The sequence below is a fragment of the Streptomyces sp. NPDC059201 genome, assembly GCF_042754585.1.
In the GTDB taxonomy this organism is placed as follows: domain Bacteria; phylum Actinomycetota; class Actinomycetes; order Streptomycetales; family Streptomycetaceae; genus Streptomyces.
In genome coordinates this window covers 275,915-292,128 of the sequence record NZ_JBHZBB010000010.1, presented here as the reverse complement: position 1 = coordinate 292,128, position 16,214 = coordinate 275,915, and the positions used below count along the sequence as shown (strand labels likewise).

Annotated in this window: 15 protein-coding genes; 8 read left to right on the top strand and 7 right to left on the bottom strand. The window is 72.3% G+C overall.

Going from position 1 to position 16,214, the window contains the following annotated elements:
• Positions 1-587 precede the first annotated feature (587 nt).
• The 4 genes from ACFXMG_RS29360 to ACFXMG_RS29345 form a co-directional block, all read right to left on the bottom strand.
• Positions 588-1,556 (bottom strand): hypothetical protein, encoded by a 969-nt coding sequence (locus ACFXMG_RS29360; protein ID WP_383816551.1) that lies wholly within the window; start codon positions 1,554-1,556, stop codon positions 588-590.
• A gap of 521 nt (positions 1,557-2,077) precedes the next feature.
• The gene (locus ACFXMG_RS29355; protein WP_383816552.1) at positions 2,078-3,454 is read right to left on the bottom strand and encodes an amidohydrolase family protein; all 1,377 of its coding nucleotides are present in this window, start codon (positions 3,452-3,454) and stop codon (positions 2,078-2,080) included.
• A 60-nt stretch (positions 3,455-3,514) separates the two neighbouring features.
• A complete protein-coding gene (locus ACFXMG_RS29350; protein WP_383816555.1) occupies positions 3,515-4,816 on the bottom strand; it encodes an amidohydrolase in 1,302 nt (433 codons plus the stop codon).
• Positions 4,813-6,111: an MFS transporter gene (locus ACFXMG_RS29345; RefSeq protein WP_383816557.1), complete on the bottom strand. Its 1,299-nt coding sequence runs from the start codon at positions 6,109-6,111 to the stop codon at positions 4,813-4,815. Before ACFXMG_RS29345 ends, ACFXMG_RS29350 begins: the two co-directional genes overlap by 4 nt.
• Before the next feature lie 86 nt (positions 6,112-6,197).
• Here ACFXMG_RS29345 and ACFXMG_RS29340 point away from each other — a divergent pair, with 86 nt between their 5' ends.
• The gene (locus ACFXMG_RS29340; protein WP_383816559.1) at positions 6,198-7,271 is read left to right on the top strand and encodes an Lrp/AsnC family transcriptional regulator; all 1,074 of its coding nucleotides are present in this window, start codon (positions 6,198-6,200) and stop codon (positions 7,269-7,271) included.
• Positions 7,272-7,290: 19 nt separating this feature from the next.
• On the opposite strand, the gene ACFXMG_RS29335 is transcribed toward ACFXMG_RS29340, so the two are convergent.
• Positions 7,291-8,193 (bottom strand): UbiA family prenyltransferase, encoded by a 903-nt coding sequence (locus tag ACFXMG_RS29335; RefSeq protein ID WP_383816562.1) that lies wholly within the window; start codon positions 8,191-8,193, stop codon positions 7,291-7,293.
• 6 nt (positions 8,194-8,199) lie between these two features.
• Here ACFXMG_RS29335 and ACFXMG_RS29330 point away from each other — a divergent pair, with 6 nt between their 5' ends.
• From ACFXMG_RS29330 to ACFXMG_RS29320, 3 genes are read left to right on the top strand one after another with little or no spacing between them, the layout of a single operon-like run.
• The gene (locus ACFXMG_RS29330; protein WP_383816565.1) at positions 8,200-9,369 is read left to right on the top strand and encodes a type III polyketide synthase; all 1,170 of its coding nucleotides are present in this window, start codon (positions 8,200-8,202) and stop codon (positions 9,367-9,369) included.
• A gap of 13 nt (positions 9,370-9,382) precedes the next feature.
• Positions 9,383-9,898 carry an isoprenylcysteine carboxyl methyltransferase family protein gene (locus tag ACFXMG_RS29325; RefSeq protein WP_383816567.1) on the top strand — a complete coding sequence of 172 codons (516 nt, stop codon included), beginning with the start codon at positions 9,383-9,385 and terminating at the stop codon, positions 9,896-9,898.
• Entirely contained in the window at positions 9,895-10,926 is a 1,032-nt protein-coding gene (locus ACFXMG_RS29320; RefSeq protein WP_383816569.1) for an NAD(P)/FAD-dependent oxidoreductase, read from the top strand. Before ACFXMG_RS29325 ends, ACFXMG_RS29320 begins: the two co-directional genes overlap by 4 nt.
• Positions 10,927-10,994: 68 nt before the next feature.
• On the opposite strand, the gene ACFXMG_RS29315 is transcribed toward ACFXMG_RS29320, so the two are convergent.
• A complete protein-coding gene (locus ACFXMG_RS29315) occupies positions 10,995-11,447 on the bottom strand; it encodes an SRPBCC family protein (RefSeq protein ID WP_383816572.1) in 453 nt (150 codons plus the stop codon).
• 547 nt (positions 11,448-11,994) lie between these two features.
• On the opposite strand from ACFXMG_RS29315, the gene ACFXMG_RS29310 reads away from it, so the two are divergent.
• The gene (locus tag ACFXMG_RS29310) at positions 11,995-13,104 is read left to right on the top strand and encodes a globin domain-containing protein (protein ID WP_383816575.1); all 1,110 of its coding nucleotides are present in this window, start codon (positions 11,995-11,997) and stop codon (positions 13,102-13,104) included.
• Positions 13,101-13,985: a pyridoxamine 5'-phosphate oxidase family protein gene (locus tag ACFXMG_RS29305; protein ID WP_383816577.1), complete on the top strand. Its 885-nt coding sequence runs from the start codon at positions 13,101-13,103 to the stop codon at positions 13,983-13,985. Before ACFXMG_RS29310 ends, ACFXMG_RS29305 begins: the two co-directional genes overlap by 4 nt.
• A 47-nt stretch (positions 13,986-14,032) precedes the next feature.
• On the opposite strand, the gene ACFXMG_RS29300 is transcribed toward ACFXMG_RS29305, so the two are convergent.
• A complete protein-coding gene (locus tag ACFXMG_RS29300) occupies positions 14,033-14,203 on the bottom strand; it encodes a hypothetical protein (protein ID WP_383816579.1) in 171 nt (56 codons plus the stop codon).
• A gap of 182 nt (positions 14,204-14,385) precedes the next feature.
• Between ACFXMG_RS29300 and ACFXMG_RS29295 the strand changes: the two genes are divergently transcribed.
• Both ACFXMG_RS29295 and ACFXMG_RS29290 read left to right on the top strand, forming a co-directional pair.
• Positions 14,386-15,564 carry a histidine kinase gene (locus tag ACFXMG_RS29295; RefSeq protein ID WP_383816582.1) on the top strand — a complete coding sequence of 393 codons (1,179 nt, stop codon included), beginning with the start codon at positions 14,386-14,388 and terminating at the stop codon, positions 15,562-15,564.
• On the top strand, positions 15,552-16,205 hold the full coding sequence (locus ACFXMG_RS29290; protein WP_383816585.1) for a LuxR C-terminal-related transcriptional regulator: 654 nt from the start codon (positions 15,552-15,554) through the stop codon (positions 16,203-16,205). Before ACFXMG_RS29295 ends, ACFXMG_RS29290 begins: the two co-directional genes overlap by 13 nt.
• The last annotated feature ends 9 nt before the right edge of the window (positions 16,206-16,214 follow it).

Here is a 16,214-nt window from a genome sequence, read left to right as displayed (position 1 = left end):
CGCCGGGGGCCCGCTGACGAACAGTACGGCAGACACAGCGGGTACCGGAGGCCGTCGTCCCGCGACCTCACGCCGCAGCGACGCATCGGTGACCAAGCCCGCCGTATTCCATGCCGTCGGCCCCTCCCACAGCGGGCGCGGGCTCTCGTTCGCGTTCTTCCGCTGGAGGGCTCATCGCCTGGTCCTGCCCCCTCTCGTACCTGGAGCACAGCATGAGCGTCCACGGCCGTGAGCACCTGGACGTGGTCGCCGCCGAGTTCAACAGCCGCCCACGCAAAACGCTCGGCTGGGGATCCCCAGCCGAGCGCCTCGCTAAGTCCCTGGCCGCAGCCAGTTGACCACTTGTGTTGCAGCGACCCCTGGAATTCGCCATGAGACCGCCTCAGGGCCGAGAGGGCCCGCTGGAGGTCAAGGGTGCGCAGGTTCAAATCCAGTCATCTCGACCATGCTTTCGCAGGTCGGAGGCCGTGCTCTCATCCGTGGGAGGGCGGCCTTTCTCGCGTCCCGGGGGCGTGGTGGTCGCAGCCGTGCGGGCCGGCCCGCACGGTTGGCCGTCTGCTCGGCTCCGCTGAGTACGGGAAAGGCGGTCATGAGAGGGTGAGCCCCGCGTAGTCCCACTGTTCGAGCAGCACCTCTGCGGGCAGCGCGCTGCCGTCGGGAGCCAGGCGCTGGACCGGCATATTGCCGGAGGCGCTTGCGAGCAGTTGCTCGGCGACCAGGTGAGGAACGAGCAGGGCTGTGGTGCCTGCCTGCCGGTTGAAGGCCACCTGGTAGGTAGCGATGACCGCTGCTTCCCACATGGTGAGGGGGTCGCGTTCCCGCTCGCCGTGGTGAGTACGGGGGAGGGCGGGCGCCTTTACCGCCACCAGCTGCCATTGCGTACTGGCGGGGCGGCCGGCTTCTTCGCGTGCCTGGCGGATCCAGTCGGCGGTCAACCGGCGGAATTCGGCGTGAGCCTCGGGCTTCCCTTTACGGCGACGCCCGAAGGTGTCGCTGACGACGGTGTAGACCGCGAAATCCTGATCTTCCAGGCGGCGCCAGGACCAGATGGCTCGCCGACTCCACTCGTACCACGCTCGTCGGAAGGTCTTCTCCGCCTCCGCTCCCAACCCGGCGAAGCCGGGATCGTCGGAGAACTGCGGCTTGGGCAGGACACGGACGGCAGCCGCCTCCAGCAGGCGGACTGGCTGCACGAGGGTCGCGAAAGCCCGACGCTCCTCGTCGAGGACCGTGGCGAGGCGACTCTGCAGACCATCGGCCCAGGGGGCGAGGAAGGGGTACTCGGCCACGGCCTCGTTGCTCCGCGTCAGGTAGGAGTGCAGCCGACGCCAGTGCTCGTGACGTCGGGAGCGGAAGTTGCGGGCACGGTCGTACCGCTCCCGTTCCTCGTCGCGCCCGACCTCGTCGTCTTCCTCCTCGTCGTCGCTGGAGTCGCTGGCGCGGGGCGGGTACTCGCCGGCGGCGAGGGCGATGGCGGCGTCACGCTCGGCCTCGAGATCCTCCTCGTCCGTGGACTCCCGATCGAGCCAGATGGCGAGCGAATCCACCTCGCTCACTGCGGCGCCAAGCGGGAGGATGGGGCTGTCTGTGGGCAGAGGCCACCGACAGCTCGCGCAGAGCCGTCCCACGGCTTCGCCGAATGGGACGTCGATCTGGTTCACAGAGGCGGCTGACCGTAGCGTGCGGCACTCGGGGCTTCCGTGGAGCTTGCCCTTGCTTGTTGCCGAGACGTGGCAGGCAATGAGTATGTCCCGGGCTGGTCCCAGGGGAACCTCAGGTGTGAAGAGGGAACCGAGCATGACGTGGCGAAGGTCATCGCGTGTCGAGGACATGTCGGCAGGCTATGCGCAGGCACTGACAGTCCGCCGGTCAATCCGCCCTCTCCACCCTGCAGGACCAGAGATGCCAGAGCGTGCCTCGTCGCCAGGAGGGTGATCCTGGGGACCAGTTGGGGACCACACGCTACGCGCGGTGGTGCACGATGCCTGCTTCCACGCACAACTTGCGCCCGGATTAAGTCCGCTATATCCAGAAAATTCCCTTGACCCTCACTCCTGGGGGTCAAGGGGTCGCAGGTTCAAATCCTGTCGTCCCGACTCGAAGGAGTCGTACACCGAGGGGCCGTTTCAGAGCGATCTGGAACGGCCCCTCGGTGCGTTCGAGGGGGCAGGCCCGGCGGTGTGTTCCGGTTCAGTGTGTTCTTGAAGATCACGCCGTCTTTCATGATCAGCGCGAGATTCCTCTCGGGGTCGGTGAGGATCGAGAGGTCCGTCAGTGGGTCGCCGTCGATCAGCAGGAGGTCGGCGAGTGCGCCTTCCTCGATCACGCCGAGCGTGCCCGGGTAGGGGTTGCGGGGGCCGGACATGGCAAGGATCTGCGCGTTGTTGGAGGTGGCCTGTCGCAGGATCTCGGCGGGTGTGAACCACTGGGTGCGGTGGAGGAACTCCTCGTTGATCCGGGCGAGGAGTTCGGGCGAGGTGACGATGTCCGAGCCGAAGCCGATCCGGTCGAAGCCGACCGCCTTCGCGGCGGTGAACATCTTGTCGATGCCCTCGAACGCCTGCCGGTGCCTCTCGGCCTGTTCGTCGGTGAAGCCGTTCGGGGTCTCCGTGAAGACGATGACCTGCGGGCTCAGCCAGGTCCCCGCCTGCCGCATGACGCGCAGGGTGTCCTCGTCCAGCAGGTTGCCGTGCTCGATGCAGCGCACGCCGGCCGCGATCGCCCGGCGCACGCCGGCGGGGTGGTAGACGTGGGCGGTGACGTAGGTGTTCCAGTCGGCGGCCGCCCGCACCGCCGCCTCGATCTCCTCGCTGGTGAACTCGGTGACGTCGAGCGGGTCGCGCTCGGAGCCGCAGCCGCCGCCCACCGCGATCTTGATCTGGCTGGCCCCGCGCCCCAGTGCGTGCCGGACGCCGCGCAGTACCTCGGGGACGCCGTCGACGACGATGTGGTGCTGCATCTTGGCCATCTGCGACTGCTCCCCGCCGACCAGGCGGGAGGGTTCGGCCGGTCCGCTGAGGTCGGCGTGGCCCGAGGTCTGCGAGAACATCGGGCCCGAGGGGTAGATGCGCGGGCCTTCGGTGACGCCCCGGTCGATGGCCCGTTTCAGGGAGAAGCTGTTCCCGGCGGCGTCGCGGATGGTGGTGTAGCCGCGGGAGAGGTAGAGCCTGGCCATCGCGGCGCCCTGGAGGGCGTGGTAGAGCGCGTCGGTCCGCGCGCCCTCGCTGGGGGAGAGCTGGAACATGACGTGTGCGTGCGCGTCGATGAATCCCGGTGACAGCGTCCGTCCGCCCGCGTCGACGACCGTGGCGCCCTCGGGCGCGGTGACGGACGGTGCGACGCGGGTGATGTGGTTCCCCTCGACGAGCAGGCTCATCGGCTTCGTGAGCGTCTCGGACCTGCCGTCGTACACGCGCGCGTTCTCGAACAGCACAGAGCTGAGTGGCTGATTCACGGCTTCTCTCGTCTTTCTCGGGTGGTACGGCACCGGTCCCGGCGGCGACCTGGTGCGGGGTCAGGGCCGGGCCGCCGGTGAGGATCGCGCCGGGGTGGACAGCCATGCGGACGCGGCGCTCAGCAGGAGTCGTACACCGGTGTCGAGGGCGGGGCGGGGCAGCGGGGCGAACCTCGGCGAGTGGCTGCCGGGGACGCCGGCGGGAAGGGCACCCTCGGCCAGGTCCGCCAGGCGGAAGCCGTCGAAGAGCTGAGGGTCGAGGGCGCCGAAGAACCAGAACGCCGACGGGACGCCCAGCGCCGCGCCGAAGGTCCCGAAGTCCTCGCTGCCGGTGACCGGCGCCGGCAGCGTGAAGGCCCGCTCCGGGCCCAGGACCCGGGACATCGCCGCGAGGACCTTGTCGGTGGCGGCCGGGTCGTTGACCGTCACCGGGAAGGTGGCCAGCTCGGTGATCTCCGGCTCGCGCGGTGCCGCGGAAGCCATCGCCTCGGCCCGGATGACGCGCTTCACCGCGGCGACGACCTTCTCGCGGACCGCCGGGGCCGCACTCCGGATGTTGATCTTCAGGTCCGCGGTGTCCGGGATGACGTTCTCCTTCGTCCCGGCCTGCACGGCACCCACGGTGACCACGGCCATCTGGTTCGCGCCGACCTCCCGGGACACCACCGTCTGGAGCCGCATGACGACCGCGGCGGCCATCACCACCGGGTCCACGGTGGTCTCGGGAACCGAGCCGTGCCCTCCGGTGCCGAAGAGACGCACGCGCAGGTTGTCGGAGGCCGCCATCACCGTGCCGTGCCGTGTTCCGGCGTAGCCGAGGGGGATCGGCGCCACGTGTTGCCCGAGGCACACCTCCGCCCGCGGGAACCGCTCCAGGAAGCCGTCCTCGATCATGGCGGGGGCGCCGCCCACCTCCTCGGCGGGCTGGAACACCGCGACCACGGTGCCGCGCCACGCGTCCCGGTTGGCGGCGAGCAGCCGCGTCGCGCCCAGCAGGCAGGTGACGTGCACATCGTGCCCGCAGGCGTGCATGACCGGCACCGTCTCCCCGTTGGCGTCGACGGCCGTGGCGGTGGACGCGTACGGAAGGCCGGTCTCCTCCCTGACCGGGAGGGCGTCCATGTCCGCGCGCAGCAGGACCGTCGGCCCAGCCCCGTTGCGCAGGACGCCGACCACGCCGGTGCCGCCCACTCCCTCGGTGACCTCCCAGCCCCGCGCACGCAGCCGCGCCGCGACGACCTGGGCGGTGCGCTTCTCCTGGAAGGAGAGCTCGGGGTGGGCGTGCAGGTCCTCGTACAGGGCGAGCAGGTCGGGCAGCAGTTCCGTCAGGCCGGTGCACAGGGAGTGGTCGGCGGACATCATGACGGCTCCTTTTCCATCGAGGGCGAAGCGGCGAGCGCTCCGGCGCGGATGCGGTCGTCGGCGGTGGCGAGGAAGGAGTCGGTGTCCTGCGGGGTGAACCAGGCGAGAGCCGCGGCGAGCACCGCTCCCACGGACAGGAAGGCGAAGGCGACCTGGAAGGAGAAGGCATCGGCGAGGACGCCCATCGCCGTGGGGGCGACGATGCCCGCCACCTGGCCGCCGAAGATCACCATTCCGCTGGCCACGCCGATCTGCTGGGCCGACAGGCTGCGGACCGGGACGGCCAGGATCGGCATGTAGCACAGCGACACGGCGAAGACCGCGGCGGTGGCGAGGACGAGGAACATCGCCAGACCGGAGGCGTAGGCCATGGCGGGAAGAGCGACGACCGCGCACGCCATGGCCGGTACGACCACCCGGCGGTGCCGGCCGCCCATCCGGTCGACCAGGCGGCCGCCGACCACCGTGCCCAGGGCCGCGGCCAGTGCGGGGACGGCCATCAGCGCCCCCGCCGAGGAAAGGTCGATGTCCCGCTCGTCGTGGAGGTAGGTCGGCACCCAGGTGACCAGTCCCCACATGATGAGGCTGTAGCCGAACATCATCGCGGCGAACCGCCACAGCACCCCCCACCGCAGCAGGACCTTCGTCCCGGTCCTGGGCGTGGCGGCGGCCGACGCCCGCTGGTGCGCGAGCGGCGCCGGCAGCCGCAGGCGTATCGCGGAATAGACGAAGATGCCGAGCGCGGCGACCGAGAAGTACGCCGAGCGCCAGCCGAACGCCGCGATGAGCGGCGCCAGGGCCAGAGGGATGCACACCGACGCCAGCGCGTTGGAGCTGAAGATCAGCCCGTTGGCGCGCATCCGCTCCTGGGGGTCCGTCCGCTCCACCAGTACCTTCATGGCCGCGGACGGGAAGACACCCTGCGCCATGCCGAACAGGACACGCAGGACCAGCAGCGCGGCGAACGACCAGGCCAGGCCGGTCACCGCGGTGAACACCGTCCACGCCGCCAGTGCCCACAGGGCTGTGCGACGGCCGCCGATCCGGTCGGCCAGCATGCCCCCGGGTATCTGGCACGCCGCGTACGCCAGGAAGAAGACGGACACGACCACGCCTTGCTGGCTGCGGCTGAGGTCGAAGTCGTCGCCGATCGACGGCAGGACGAGGTTGATCACGAGCCGGTCGGCGTAGTCGATGAACCAGGCCGCGAACAGCAGGACCACCGTGGTGCGGGCGGTCCCGCTCAGCGGGGTGGTGCGTCCGACGCGGGAGACGCGAGTGCGGGGAGCGAGCACGGCACTCCTTCAGGCGAATGGCCGATAATCGACCGTGGCGGGGAATGCTCCACATACTCCGACTCTGATGCGGAAGGCCCGAGGAAGTGCAGGAAAACAGCGCGGCGCGCGAAGACGTGCGGGAATCCGGTGCGGGCTTCTCCGAGCTGGACCTGGCGCTCGTCGAGGCCCTTCAGTCCGCGCCACGCGCCACCTGGACCCAACTCGGCCAGGCCCTCGGGGTGGACGCCACGACCGTCGCCCGCCGCTGGGAACGGCTGCGATCCGAGGGTCTCGCCTGGGTCACCGCGTACGAGCCCCCTCGTCACGCCACCGTCGCCTACGTCGAAGTCCGGTGCAGGGCACGGCAGTTCGAGTCCGTGAGTCAGGCGCTCACCCGGCTCCCCTGGGTCTTCGGCGTCGACGAGACGGCGGGCGACTTCGATCTGTTCCTCTCCGTCGCCGCCACCGACCTCTACTCCCTGGGCAAGGCCGTCCACGGCACCATCGGCCGGCTCCGGGGTGTCGTCGCCACCCACACCTGCCTCGGCCTGACCCTCTTCGGCGAGGGCAGCAACTGGCGTACCCGCGCCATGGAGCCCGCGAGCCGGGCCCTGCTGCCGGAATCCGGCATCAGGACCCACGAGGCCCGGGACACGTACAGCACCCACACGCGGACCCGGCTCGGTCCGCAGGACGCCGCGCTGCGGGCCGCGCTCGGCCACGACGGCCGCCTCGGCTACAAGGAACTCGCCGCCGCGATCGGCATGAGCGAGTACACGGCCCGGCGGCGGCTCCACCGCATGCTCCGCGACCGCGAGATCACCTTGCGCTGCGACTTCGCCCACTCCCTGGCGGGATACCGCGCCGTGGCCCTCTACCGAGCCGTGGTCCCGCACCCTCACCTGGACCAGACCGGCGCCGCGCTCGCCCGGATGGAACAGGTCCGCCTCTGTGCCTCCGTCAGCGGCCCCCACAACCTCCTCGTCATGGTCTGGGTGCACGACCTCGACGGCATCAGCACCTTCGAGAACCACCTCGCCGACCGATTTCCCCACCTGGAGGTCAAGGACCGCACCCTCACGCTCCACTGCCCGAAACGCATGGGTCGGCTCCTGGACCCCGTCGGCCGCGCCATCGGCCATGTCCCCCTCGCCCTTCCCGCCGGCGGCGGCTACTGACGCGCCGCCGGCTCCGGCCTCAGGCGAGGACGGAGCCCCGTGACAGGAGCTGCGCCACGGCCAGCACCGCCACCGCGATCGCCGCGCGGAAGGGCCATCGGCTGTCCTCGCGCCACCTCGGGACGGTGGCGACGGCCGCGGCGCATCCCGCCGCCGTCGCGCACACCCAGCCCGTCACTCCCATCCTGCCGGGCGGGCCCACGGCGACGAGGGCGACCGCGGCCAGCATCGTGAGCAGCGCGAGCCGGCGGCAGGCCACCGGACCGAGGCGCTGAGGCAGCCCCCGCACCCCTGTCGCGAGATCGTCCTCGATGTCCGGCAGCGCGTTCACCCAGTGCGCGCCGACACCGAGCAGGGCACTCGTCAGGACGGCCCACCAGGCGGGCCAGGCGGGCGTCGGCGGGCCGAGCGCCACGAAGGCCGGCAGGGACGCGAAGCCGATGGCGTACGGCAGCGGCGAGAGCGGGGTCCGCTTGAGGACCAGGTTGTACGCCCACCCGCCGGCGAGCACGCCCGTGAGGTGGACGGCCGCCGCGGGCAGGCCGCTGAGCAAGGAGAGCGGTACACAGGCGACGAGCGCCGCCACGGCCGCCACGGCGGCTGCCCGAGGGGGCAGATCCCCGGCCGCGACCGGTTTGTCGCGGCGGCCGGTGGCGGTGTCCCGGCCCGCGTCCACCGCGTCGTTGCACCAACCGATCGAGAGCTGACCGGCGAGCACGGCCGCTCCGACCGCCACGACACCCCCCGGTCCCCGCCCCGACGCGGCGGCCAGAGCGGTGACACACGCCGTCACCGCGAGCGTCGGCTCCGGGTGGCACGAGTGGAGCAGCGCGGCGAGCCGGTGTGTCGCCCGCACCGGAAGACCAGGGAGGTATAGAGACACGGGAGCAAGGTAAACGCGCCATCGGTCGTGAGGAGACATCCCGGAATGCGTGTCCCCACCGTCGACAGGCTCGCCGCCGTCACACCGCAGGCCACGCTCCCGACCGGGTACGCCGGGGATGCCGTCGGCGCGCGGCCCGGCCGTGACGGGCGGAAGAGCGTCGTCGCCGCCGTCCGTACCGCCCTGCCGGAGCACCGCTACGCCCAGGACGAGCTCACCGAGCTGATCGGGGACCTCTGTCTCGCCCCGGGAGCGGACCGCACGGTGCTGCGCCGGCTGCACGGGGCCGCGGGGGTGCGGACCCGTCACCTCGCCCTGCCGCTCGACCGGTACGCGGCTCTGGGGGACTTCGGCGAGACTAACGCGGCGTGGATGGCCGCCGGCATGGAACTCGGGGAACGGGCTCTGGCAAGCGCGCTCGAAGCCGCCGGGCTGCGGCCCTCGGAGGTGGACCTGCTGGTGTGCACCTCCATCACCGGCATCGCCGCGCCGTCGCTCGACGCCCGGCTCGCCTCGCGCATGGGCATGCGGCCGGACGTGAAGCGGATTCCCGTCTTCGGGCTCGGCTGCGTGGCGGGAGCGGCCGGTCTCGCCCGGCTTCACGACTACCTGCGCGGCCATGAGGACGAGGTCGCCGTGCTGCTCAGCGTCGAGCTGTGCTCACTCACCCTCCAGCAGCGCGACGACTCGCCGGCCAACCTCGTCGCCGGCGCCCTGTTCGGCGACGGTGCGGCGGCGGTCGTGGCGCACGCCGCCCGGGCCGACGACCCGCGGTCCGGGCGCCCGGCGGTGGTGGCCACCCGCAGCCTCCTCTACCCGGACACCGAACACCTGCTGGGCTGGACGATCGGTGCCGGAGGGTTCCGGCCGGTGGTGGACGCGGCCATCCCCGATGTCGTGGGAGCCCGGATCGGCCCGGACCTCCGGGACTTCCTCGCCGCCCACGGCCTGGCTCCGGACAGCATCGGCACCTGGGTCTGCCACCCCGGGGGACCGCGGATCCTCACGGCGGTGGCGCACGCCCTGGATCTTCCCGACGGCGCCCTCGACTCGGCCCACCGGGCCCTGGCCGCGTCGGGGAACATGTCCTCCGCCTCGGTCCTGCGGATCCTGGAGGACGTCACCACGAACGCCCCTCCGCCACCGGACTCGTGGGGCCTGATGATGGCGATGGGCCCCGGTTTCTGCGTCGAGTTCGTCCTCCTGCGCTGGTGAGGGACCACGGATCATGTTCTGGTACACGCTCCTCCTGGCGGCCGTCGCCGCGGAACGCCTCGTCGAACTCGCCGTGGCGCGACGCAACGCGGCCTGGACCCTGGCCCGTCTCGGGGTCGAGTACGGCCGCGGTCACTACCCGGTCATGGTGGCCCTGCACACGGCTCTGCTCGCGAGCTGCCTGATCGAGGTCTGGGCGGCCGACCGGCCGTTCCTGCCCGTACTCGGCTGGACCATGGCGGCCGTCGTCGTCCTGGCCCAGGCGTTGCGCTGGTGGTGCGTCACGACCCTGGGCCCGTTCTGGAACACGCGGGTCATCGTGGTCCCCGGCGCCCGTCTCGTGCGGGCCGGACCGTACCGCTTCGCACGTCACCCGAACTACGTCGCGGTCGTGGCGGAGATCGTCGCGCTGCCTCTGGTGCACTCCGCCTGGCTGACCGCGACCGTCTTCACCGTGGCCAACGGGATGCTGCTCGCCGTCCGCGTCCGGTGCGAGAACACCGCCCTGGCCCGGGTGGGCGTGGCGTGAGCCGCACGCGCGACCTGCTGATCGCGGGCGGCGGCCCCGCGGGGCTGGCCACCGCGCTGTACGCGGCGCGGGCGGGGATGGACGTCGTCGTGGCCGAGCCGCGAGCCCTGCCCGTCGACAAGGCGTGCGGAGAGGGGCTGATGCCGGGTGCGGTCAGGGAACTGCGCGCGCTGGGGCTGGACGTGCCCGGCCGGCCGCTCGACGGCATCCGCTACCGGCAGGGACCGCACCGGGCCCAGGCGGACTTCCGGCACGGCCAGGGTCTCGGCGTGCGGCGCACGGTGCTGCACTCCGTCCTGCACGAGGCCGTCCTCGCCGCCGGAGTCCCCGTCCTGCCGGTACGCGTACGGGACGTGCGTCAGGACGCCGAGGGCGTCTTCGACGGCGGCACGGGTGTGCGCGCCCGATGGCTCGTCGCCGCGGACGGGCTGCACTCGCCGGTGCGGCGCTCGCTGGGGCTCGGGATGCCAGGCGAGGGCGTCCCGCGGTACGGGCTGCGCCGCCATTACGCCGTCGCCCCGCCGGCTTCGTACGTCGAGGTCCATTGGGGCCCTCACGGCGAGGCGTACGTGACCCCGCTCGGGCCGCGGCTGCTGGGCGTCGCGCTGCTGACCTCACGGCGTGCCCCGTTCGACGACCAGCTGGCCGGTTTCCCCGAACTCGCCGCCGCTCTGCCCGGCGGCGCCGCGATCGGCGCCGTACGGGGGGCGGGCCCCCTCCGTCAGAAGGTCCGCACCCGCGTCCACGGGCGGGTCCTGCTGGTGGGCGACGCGGCCGGTTACGTCGACGCGCTGACCGGGGAGGGCGTCTCTCTGGCTCTCGCCGGCGCCAGGGTTCTCGTCGATCAGCTGCGTCGCGGCTCACCCGCCGCGTACGCGACCGCCTGGCAGCGGGCGACCCTCCGCCACCGGCTGTTGACCGACTGTCTGCTGCGCGTCCGGCAGCGCCCCCGGCTGGCGGACCGGATCGTACCGACCGCCGCCCGGCTTCCCCGCGCCTTCTCCCTCGCGGTGAACGCCCTCGCCTGAGCGGGGGCGGGGGCGGGGGCGGGGGTGCGGGAGCGGGAGCGGGGCGGGGGCGGGGAGGGCGCGTCGGCTCAGGTGGGACGGACACCCGCCTGATCCTGCTCCACGAGCCCGGCCAGGCGGGCCAGCATGCCCCGGTGGCGGAGCTGGAGCAGGACCTCCACCGCGGGGTTGTGGAGGGTGCCGCCCACGCCGCGCAGGGGGTGCTCGTCGCAGACGACGAGTGTCTCCGCGCCCCACGGCCGGAGCTGGAGGAAGATCCTCGCCGTACCGAGAGCCTTGAACGACGCCTCCAGCTCCAGCTCTTCGCCGGGCTCGCGGTGGCGTACGGTCGTCACCCCCTCGACGGACCAAGGGCCCAGACGGACGGTGTAGCGGAGCCGTGATCCGACCTCGGGCCAGGCGTGATCGAGTGGCACGGACGCGGAGGGACCCACCACCCACTCCGCGTACCGTGTCGGATCGGCGAGTACGGCCCACACCGCGCGCGGCGGTCCGTGGACCAGCTGGTGGCGTACTGCCATGGACGAAGCCCTCCTCGCACCCGTGCGGAAGGTGGCGCGTGGCGTTTCCCTGTTCATGGTGCGCGCACGCGCACGACCTCGCATCTCCCCCCTCGGAGTTCCCGGCAAATGTGGAGGAGGTTTGGGGACTCCGTGAGTCTTCCGTCGGTGTATGGCGCGTGGACTCGGGCCGTAGGGGCTGCCGCGTCGCTCCGACTTGTCAGTAACCATCGTCTGACCAGCGGAAACGTGGATGTGTCGGACGGGGCGCCGCGCTCGTTGCGTGTTCGCTCGGCCGGGGTATGGTCGGCCGCGTTCGCCTGATCGGGTGAATGTGGAGGGGGCGACTCAGCTCTTTCGGGCCCCGCGTGGCGACCCGGGCCAGGACGAGACCGACCGCAGATGTTCGAGGCGAGGCAGACCGATGGACGTTCCGGCCACCGCTTCCGCCGACGGCGCCCGCACCGGAGGGAACGGGGGTGGGGGAGGCTGGTTCGCGCGAAGCCCTGGACCGCCGCCGCAGGACCGCTCGCGGCCGTCGGCCGTGGGCGCGGACACTCCCGACAGTGTGCTGCTGCGCCGGACGATGGCCGAGATCGAGCCCATCGCCGACACGGTCACCTCGCACTTCTACGCGCTGCTCTTCCTCCGCCACCCCGCCCTGCGGGCGCTCTTCCCCGCGGCGATGGACACCCAGCGCGACCGGCTCTTCACCGCGCTGCTCACGGCCGCCACGCACGCGGACGACCCCGCCACCCTGACCACGTACCTGACCCACCTCGGCCGGGGCCACCGCAAGTACGGCACCCGGCCCGAGCACTATCCGGCCGTCGGCGAGGCCCTGATCGGCGCCCTCGCGCGGTACGCGCCGTCGAACTGGGGACCCAGGACGGAAGCCGCCTGGGTCAGCGCCTACACGACCATCTCCCAGATCATGATCGACGCGGCGACCACGGACGAGATGCGCGCGCCCGCCTGGTGGCAGGCGGAGGTGGTCGCCCATGACCCGCGGACGAAGGACGTCGCGATCGTCACGGTCCGGCCCGACCAGCCGTACCCCTTCCTCGCCGGGCAGTACACCGCCCTGGAGACGCCCTGGTGGCCGCGGGTGTGGCGGCACTACTCCTTCGCCTCGGCCCCGCGCTCCGACGGCCTGCTCTCCTTCCACGTCAAGGCCGTACCGGCGGGCTGGGTCTCCAACGCCCTCGTCCACCGCGCCCGTCCAGGCGACGTTCTCCGACTGGGTCCCCCCGCCGGGTCCATGACGGTCGACCACACCACCGACAACGGGCTGCTCTGCCTCGGCGGCGGCACCGGTATCGCACCCATCAAGGCCCTGGTGGAGGACGTGGCGCGGCACGGCCGGCACCGTTCCGTCGACGTGTTCTACGGCGCACGCCGCAATGACGACCTGTACGACTTCGAGACCATGATGCGGTTGCAGCAGTCGCACGCCTGGCTCTCGGTCCGGCCGGTGGTCGACGGCGGTCCCGTCGGCCTGTCCGGCGGACTCCCCGAGGCGGTACGCGAGTACGGCTCGTGGCACACCTGTGACGCGTACCTGTCCGGTCCGCCCGGCATGATCCGACGCGGCGTCGACACCCTGCTGGACATGGGTGTCCCCTCCCGTCGCATACGGCACGACTCCATCGAGGGACTGGTCGGGGCAGCGAAGTGAGCACTTTCGAGGAGGCGGGGCAGTTGCGGACACAGACGACGCCCCTGCGCACCACCCGCCCGGGCAGTGACGGCGAACACCACGTCCAGCAGCGCATGGGTACCACGGAGCGGGCCGACCGCTTCTACGCCGAGCAGGTTCTCGAGCGACTCAACCCGCGGATGCGGGAGTTCGCGGCCCGGCAGGAGATGTTCTTCCTCGCCACCGCCGACCGGCACGGCGCGTGCGACAACACCTTCCGTGCCGGCCCGCCCGGCTTCCTCCACGTCCTGGACGACACGACGCTCGCCTACCCCGAGTACCGGGGCAACGGCGTCCACGCCAGCCTGGGCAACATCGAGGAGAACCCGCACGTCGGCGTCCTCATGCTGGACTTCCTCCGCGACCGGATCGGACTCCACGTCAACGGGCGCGCCGGCATCGTGGCCGACGAGGACATGCGCCGTGCCCACACCACGCTCGCGATCGACCCGGTGCCCGGCCGGCGCGCCCGCGTATGGGTGGTGATCACCGTCGAGGAGGCGTACATCCACTGCGCCAAACACATCCCGCACCTCCAGAGGGTCCCCGCGGGCGGCTCCGGCCGCTCCTGGGGAACCGACGACGTGCGACGCAAGGGCGGAGACTTCTTCGGAGCGGCGGCGGACGCACCGGAGAGGGGCCTGTTCCTGCCGCCGCCCCGCGCGGACTCCGCGAGTTGGCAGGCCGAGGCGGAACGGGTCCTGGCCAGAGCGGTGAAGCGCGGCCCCGGTACGGGCACGGGCGCGGGCGCGGGTACGGGTACGGGTACGGGCAATGGCGCGGGCGCGCGATCCGCGACCGCGTCCGAGGCCGGGACGCAGAGCTTCAGCGGCTGGTTCAGGAGAACCCCTCCCGCCTGACGGAGCGATCCGAGACGGCCCCCCGGGTGTTGCCGACCGCACCGGGGTCAGGCTTTGGCGCGCTTCGACCGCGTGAGGAAGAGGGCCGCCGCCGTGCCCAGCGCCACCGAACCGGTGCTCACGCTGATCGCCACCTGCTTCCCGCCGTCGAAGGCGAAGCTGGTGGAGACGTTGACGGCGACGGCGGCCACGAGCAGGACCCAGAGCAGAGCCTTCATGACGTTCCCTTTCCTCGGAGCGGTGAGCCGGGGCCCGGTGGCCCCCGCTGACACCACCATGCCGCCCCGGCGACGTCCGGACGAGGGTGCGCCGTCCCCGATCGGGGGTGTAGCCCGCTCCACCCCCCGCCGGGTGGTGCGCACACCTCCCCGTTCCGGACCGGGCACCTAATCTGATCGGTATGAACACGGGTGTGAACGAGAGGCTGTGGATCGAGTGGCGCGCCACGCGACAGCTGGCGAGAGCCGCCGGGCTGGCGCTGGCCTCCCTGCTGTTCCTGCCCGTCCTGGTCTTCACCGCTGTCGTCGCCCTCACCGGGATCGGCGCCGGGGTGGTGCCCGAGACCGTCCTGCTGCTCCGCCGGGTCGCCGGCTTCAAGCGGCGTGAGGTCGAGCGGTGGACCGGCGAGGCGATCCCCGAGCTGTACGAGCCCGTCGCCGGCGACCTCCGGGTCCGGGTCCGCACCGCGGTCAAGGACCCCGCCACCTACCGTGACCTGCGCTGGATCGCCGCGCACGCCCTCTACGGCTGGCTGCTGGCTTACGCGGCGGTCATCGTGTGGCTCTTCGCCTTCCTGGTGGACGGGGTCTGGAGCCGGCTCCTGGGGCACCGGCCCGTCGTGCTGCCGGCCGTCGGCCGGCTCGCCGCCCTGGACTCCGCCTGGTCGCGCACCCTCCTCGAACCCTCCGCCGACGCCCTGCGCAGCGCCGAACTGGCCGACCGCGTCGAGGAGTTGACCGTCACCCGCGCCGACGCCGTCGCCGCGCACGGAGCCGAACTGCGGCGCATCGAGCGCGACCTGCACGACGGCACCCAGGCCAGGCTGGTCGCCCTCTCCATGCGGGTCGGCCTGGCCCGGCGGGCGTACGAGAACAACCCGGACGCCACCCGCAAGCTCCTCGACGACGCGCAGGACCAGGTCGAGGAGGCGCTCACCGAGCTCCGGCACGTGGTCCGCGGGATCCACCCGCCGATCCTGACCGACCGGGGCCTGGTCGGCGCGGTGCGGGCACTTGCGGCCGGCAGCGGCCTGGACGTCGAGGTGACGGAGGAGGGGCTGGAGGAGGGCCGCAGGCCGCCCGCGGCCGTGGAGGCCGCCGCCTACTTCGCCGTGGCGGAATCGCTGACCAACGCCGCCAAGCACAGCGGCTCGCCGACCGCCCGGGTGGAACTCGCGCGCGCCCCGCGCGCGTTGAAAGTCTCGGTGCGGGACGAGGGGCGGGGCGGCGCCGACGAGTCGGGCGGCAGCGGGCTGCTCGGCCTGCGGCGCCGGATCGCCGCCCTCGACGGCCTCGTCCAGGTGACCAGCCCCGCCGGGGGGCCGACCGTGATCGAAGTGGAGCTTCCGTGCGTGTGGTGATCGCCGAGGACAACGCGCTGCTGAGGGAGGGACTCGTACTCCTCCTCACCTCCGCGGGGCACGAGGTGGCGGCCGTCGCCGCCAGCGGACCCGAGGTGCTGCCCGCACTCCTCGAACACCGCCCCGACGTCGCCGTCCTGGACGTGCGCATGCCCCCCGGCTTCCGCGACGAGGGGCTGCGCGCCGCGCTCGCGGCGCGCGCCGAGATCCCCGGCATGCCGATCCTGGTGCTCTCCCAGTACGTGGAGGAGACCTACGCCGCCGAACTCCTCGGCGGCGGCGCGAGCGGCGTCGGCTACCTCCTCAAGGACCGGGTCGGCCGCGTCGACGAGTTCCTCGACGCCCTGGAGCGGGTCGCCGCCGGCGGCACCGCCCTGGACCCCGAAGTGGTGGCCGAACTCCTCGCCACCCGCAAGGACGACCCCGTCGACCGCCTCACGCCCCGCGAGCGCGAGGTGCTCCAGCTCATGGCGGAGGGCAAGGACAACACCACCATCGCCGCCCAACTGGTCGTCACCGAACGCGCCGTGAGCAAACACATCGGGAACGTCTTCCTCAAGCTCGGCCTCCCACCGAGCGACACCGGCCACCGCCGCGTCCTCGCCGTCCTCGCCTACCTCAACAACCGCTTCCACGCCTGAGCCCCCGTC

Coding starts and splice junctions, on each gene's coding strand:
- ACFXMG_RS29295 (WP_383816582.1), top strand. CDS start 14,386: ATGAACACGGGTGTGAACGAGAGGCTGTGGATCGAGTGGCGCGCCACG.
- ACFXMG_RS29335 (WP_383816562.1), bottom strand. CDS start 8,193: ATGTCTCCTCACGACCGATGGCGCGTTTACCTTGCTCCCGTGTCTCTA.
- ACFXMG_RS29330 (WP_383816565.1), top strand. CDS start 8,200: ATGCGTGTCCCCACCGTCGACAGGCTCGCCGCCGTCACACCGCAGGCC.
- ACFXMG_RS29350 (WP_383816555.1), bottom strand. CDS start 4,816: ATGATGTCCGCCGACCACTCCCTGTGCACCGGCCTGACGGAACTGCTG.
- ACFXMG_RS29315 (WP_383816572.1), bottom strand. CDS start 11,447: ATGGCAGTACGCCACCAGCTGGTCCACGGACCGCCGCGCGCGGTGTGG.
- ACFXMG_RS29300 (WP_383816579.1), bottom strand. CDS start 14,203: ATGAAGGCTCTGCTCTGGGTCCTGCTCGTGGCCGCCGTCGCCGTCAAC.
- ACFXMG_RS29325 (WP_383816567.1), top strand. CDS start 9,383: ATGTTCTGGTACACGCTCCTCCTGGCGGCCGTCGCCGCGGAACGCCTC.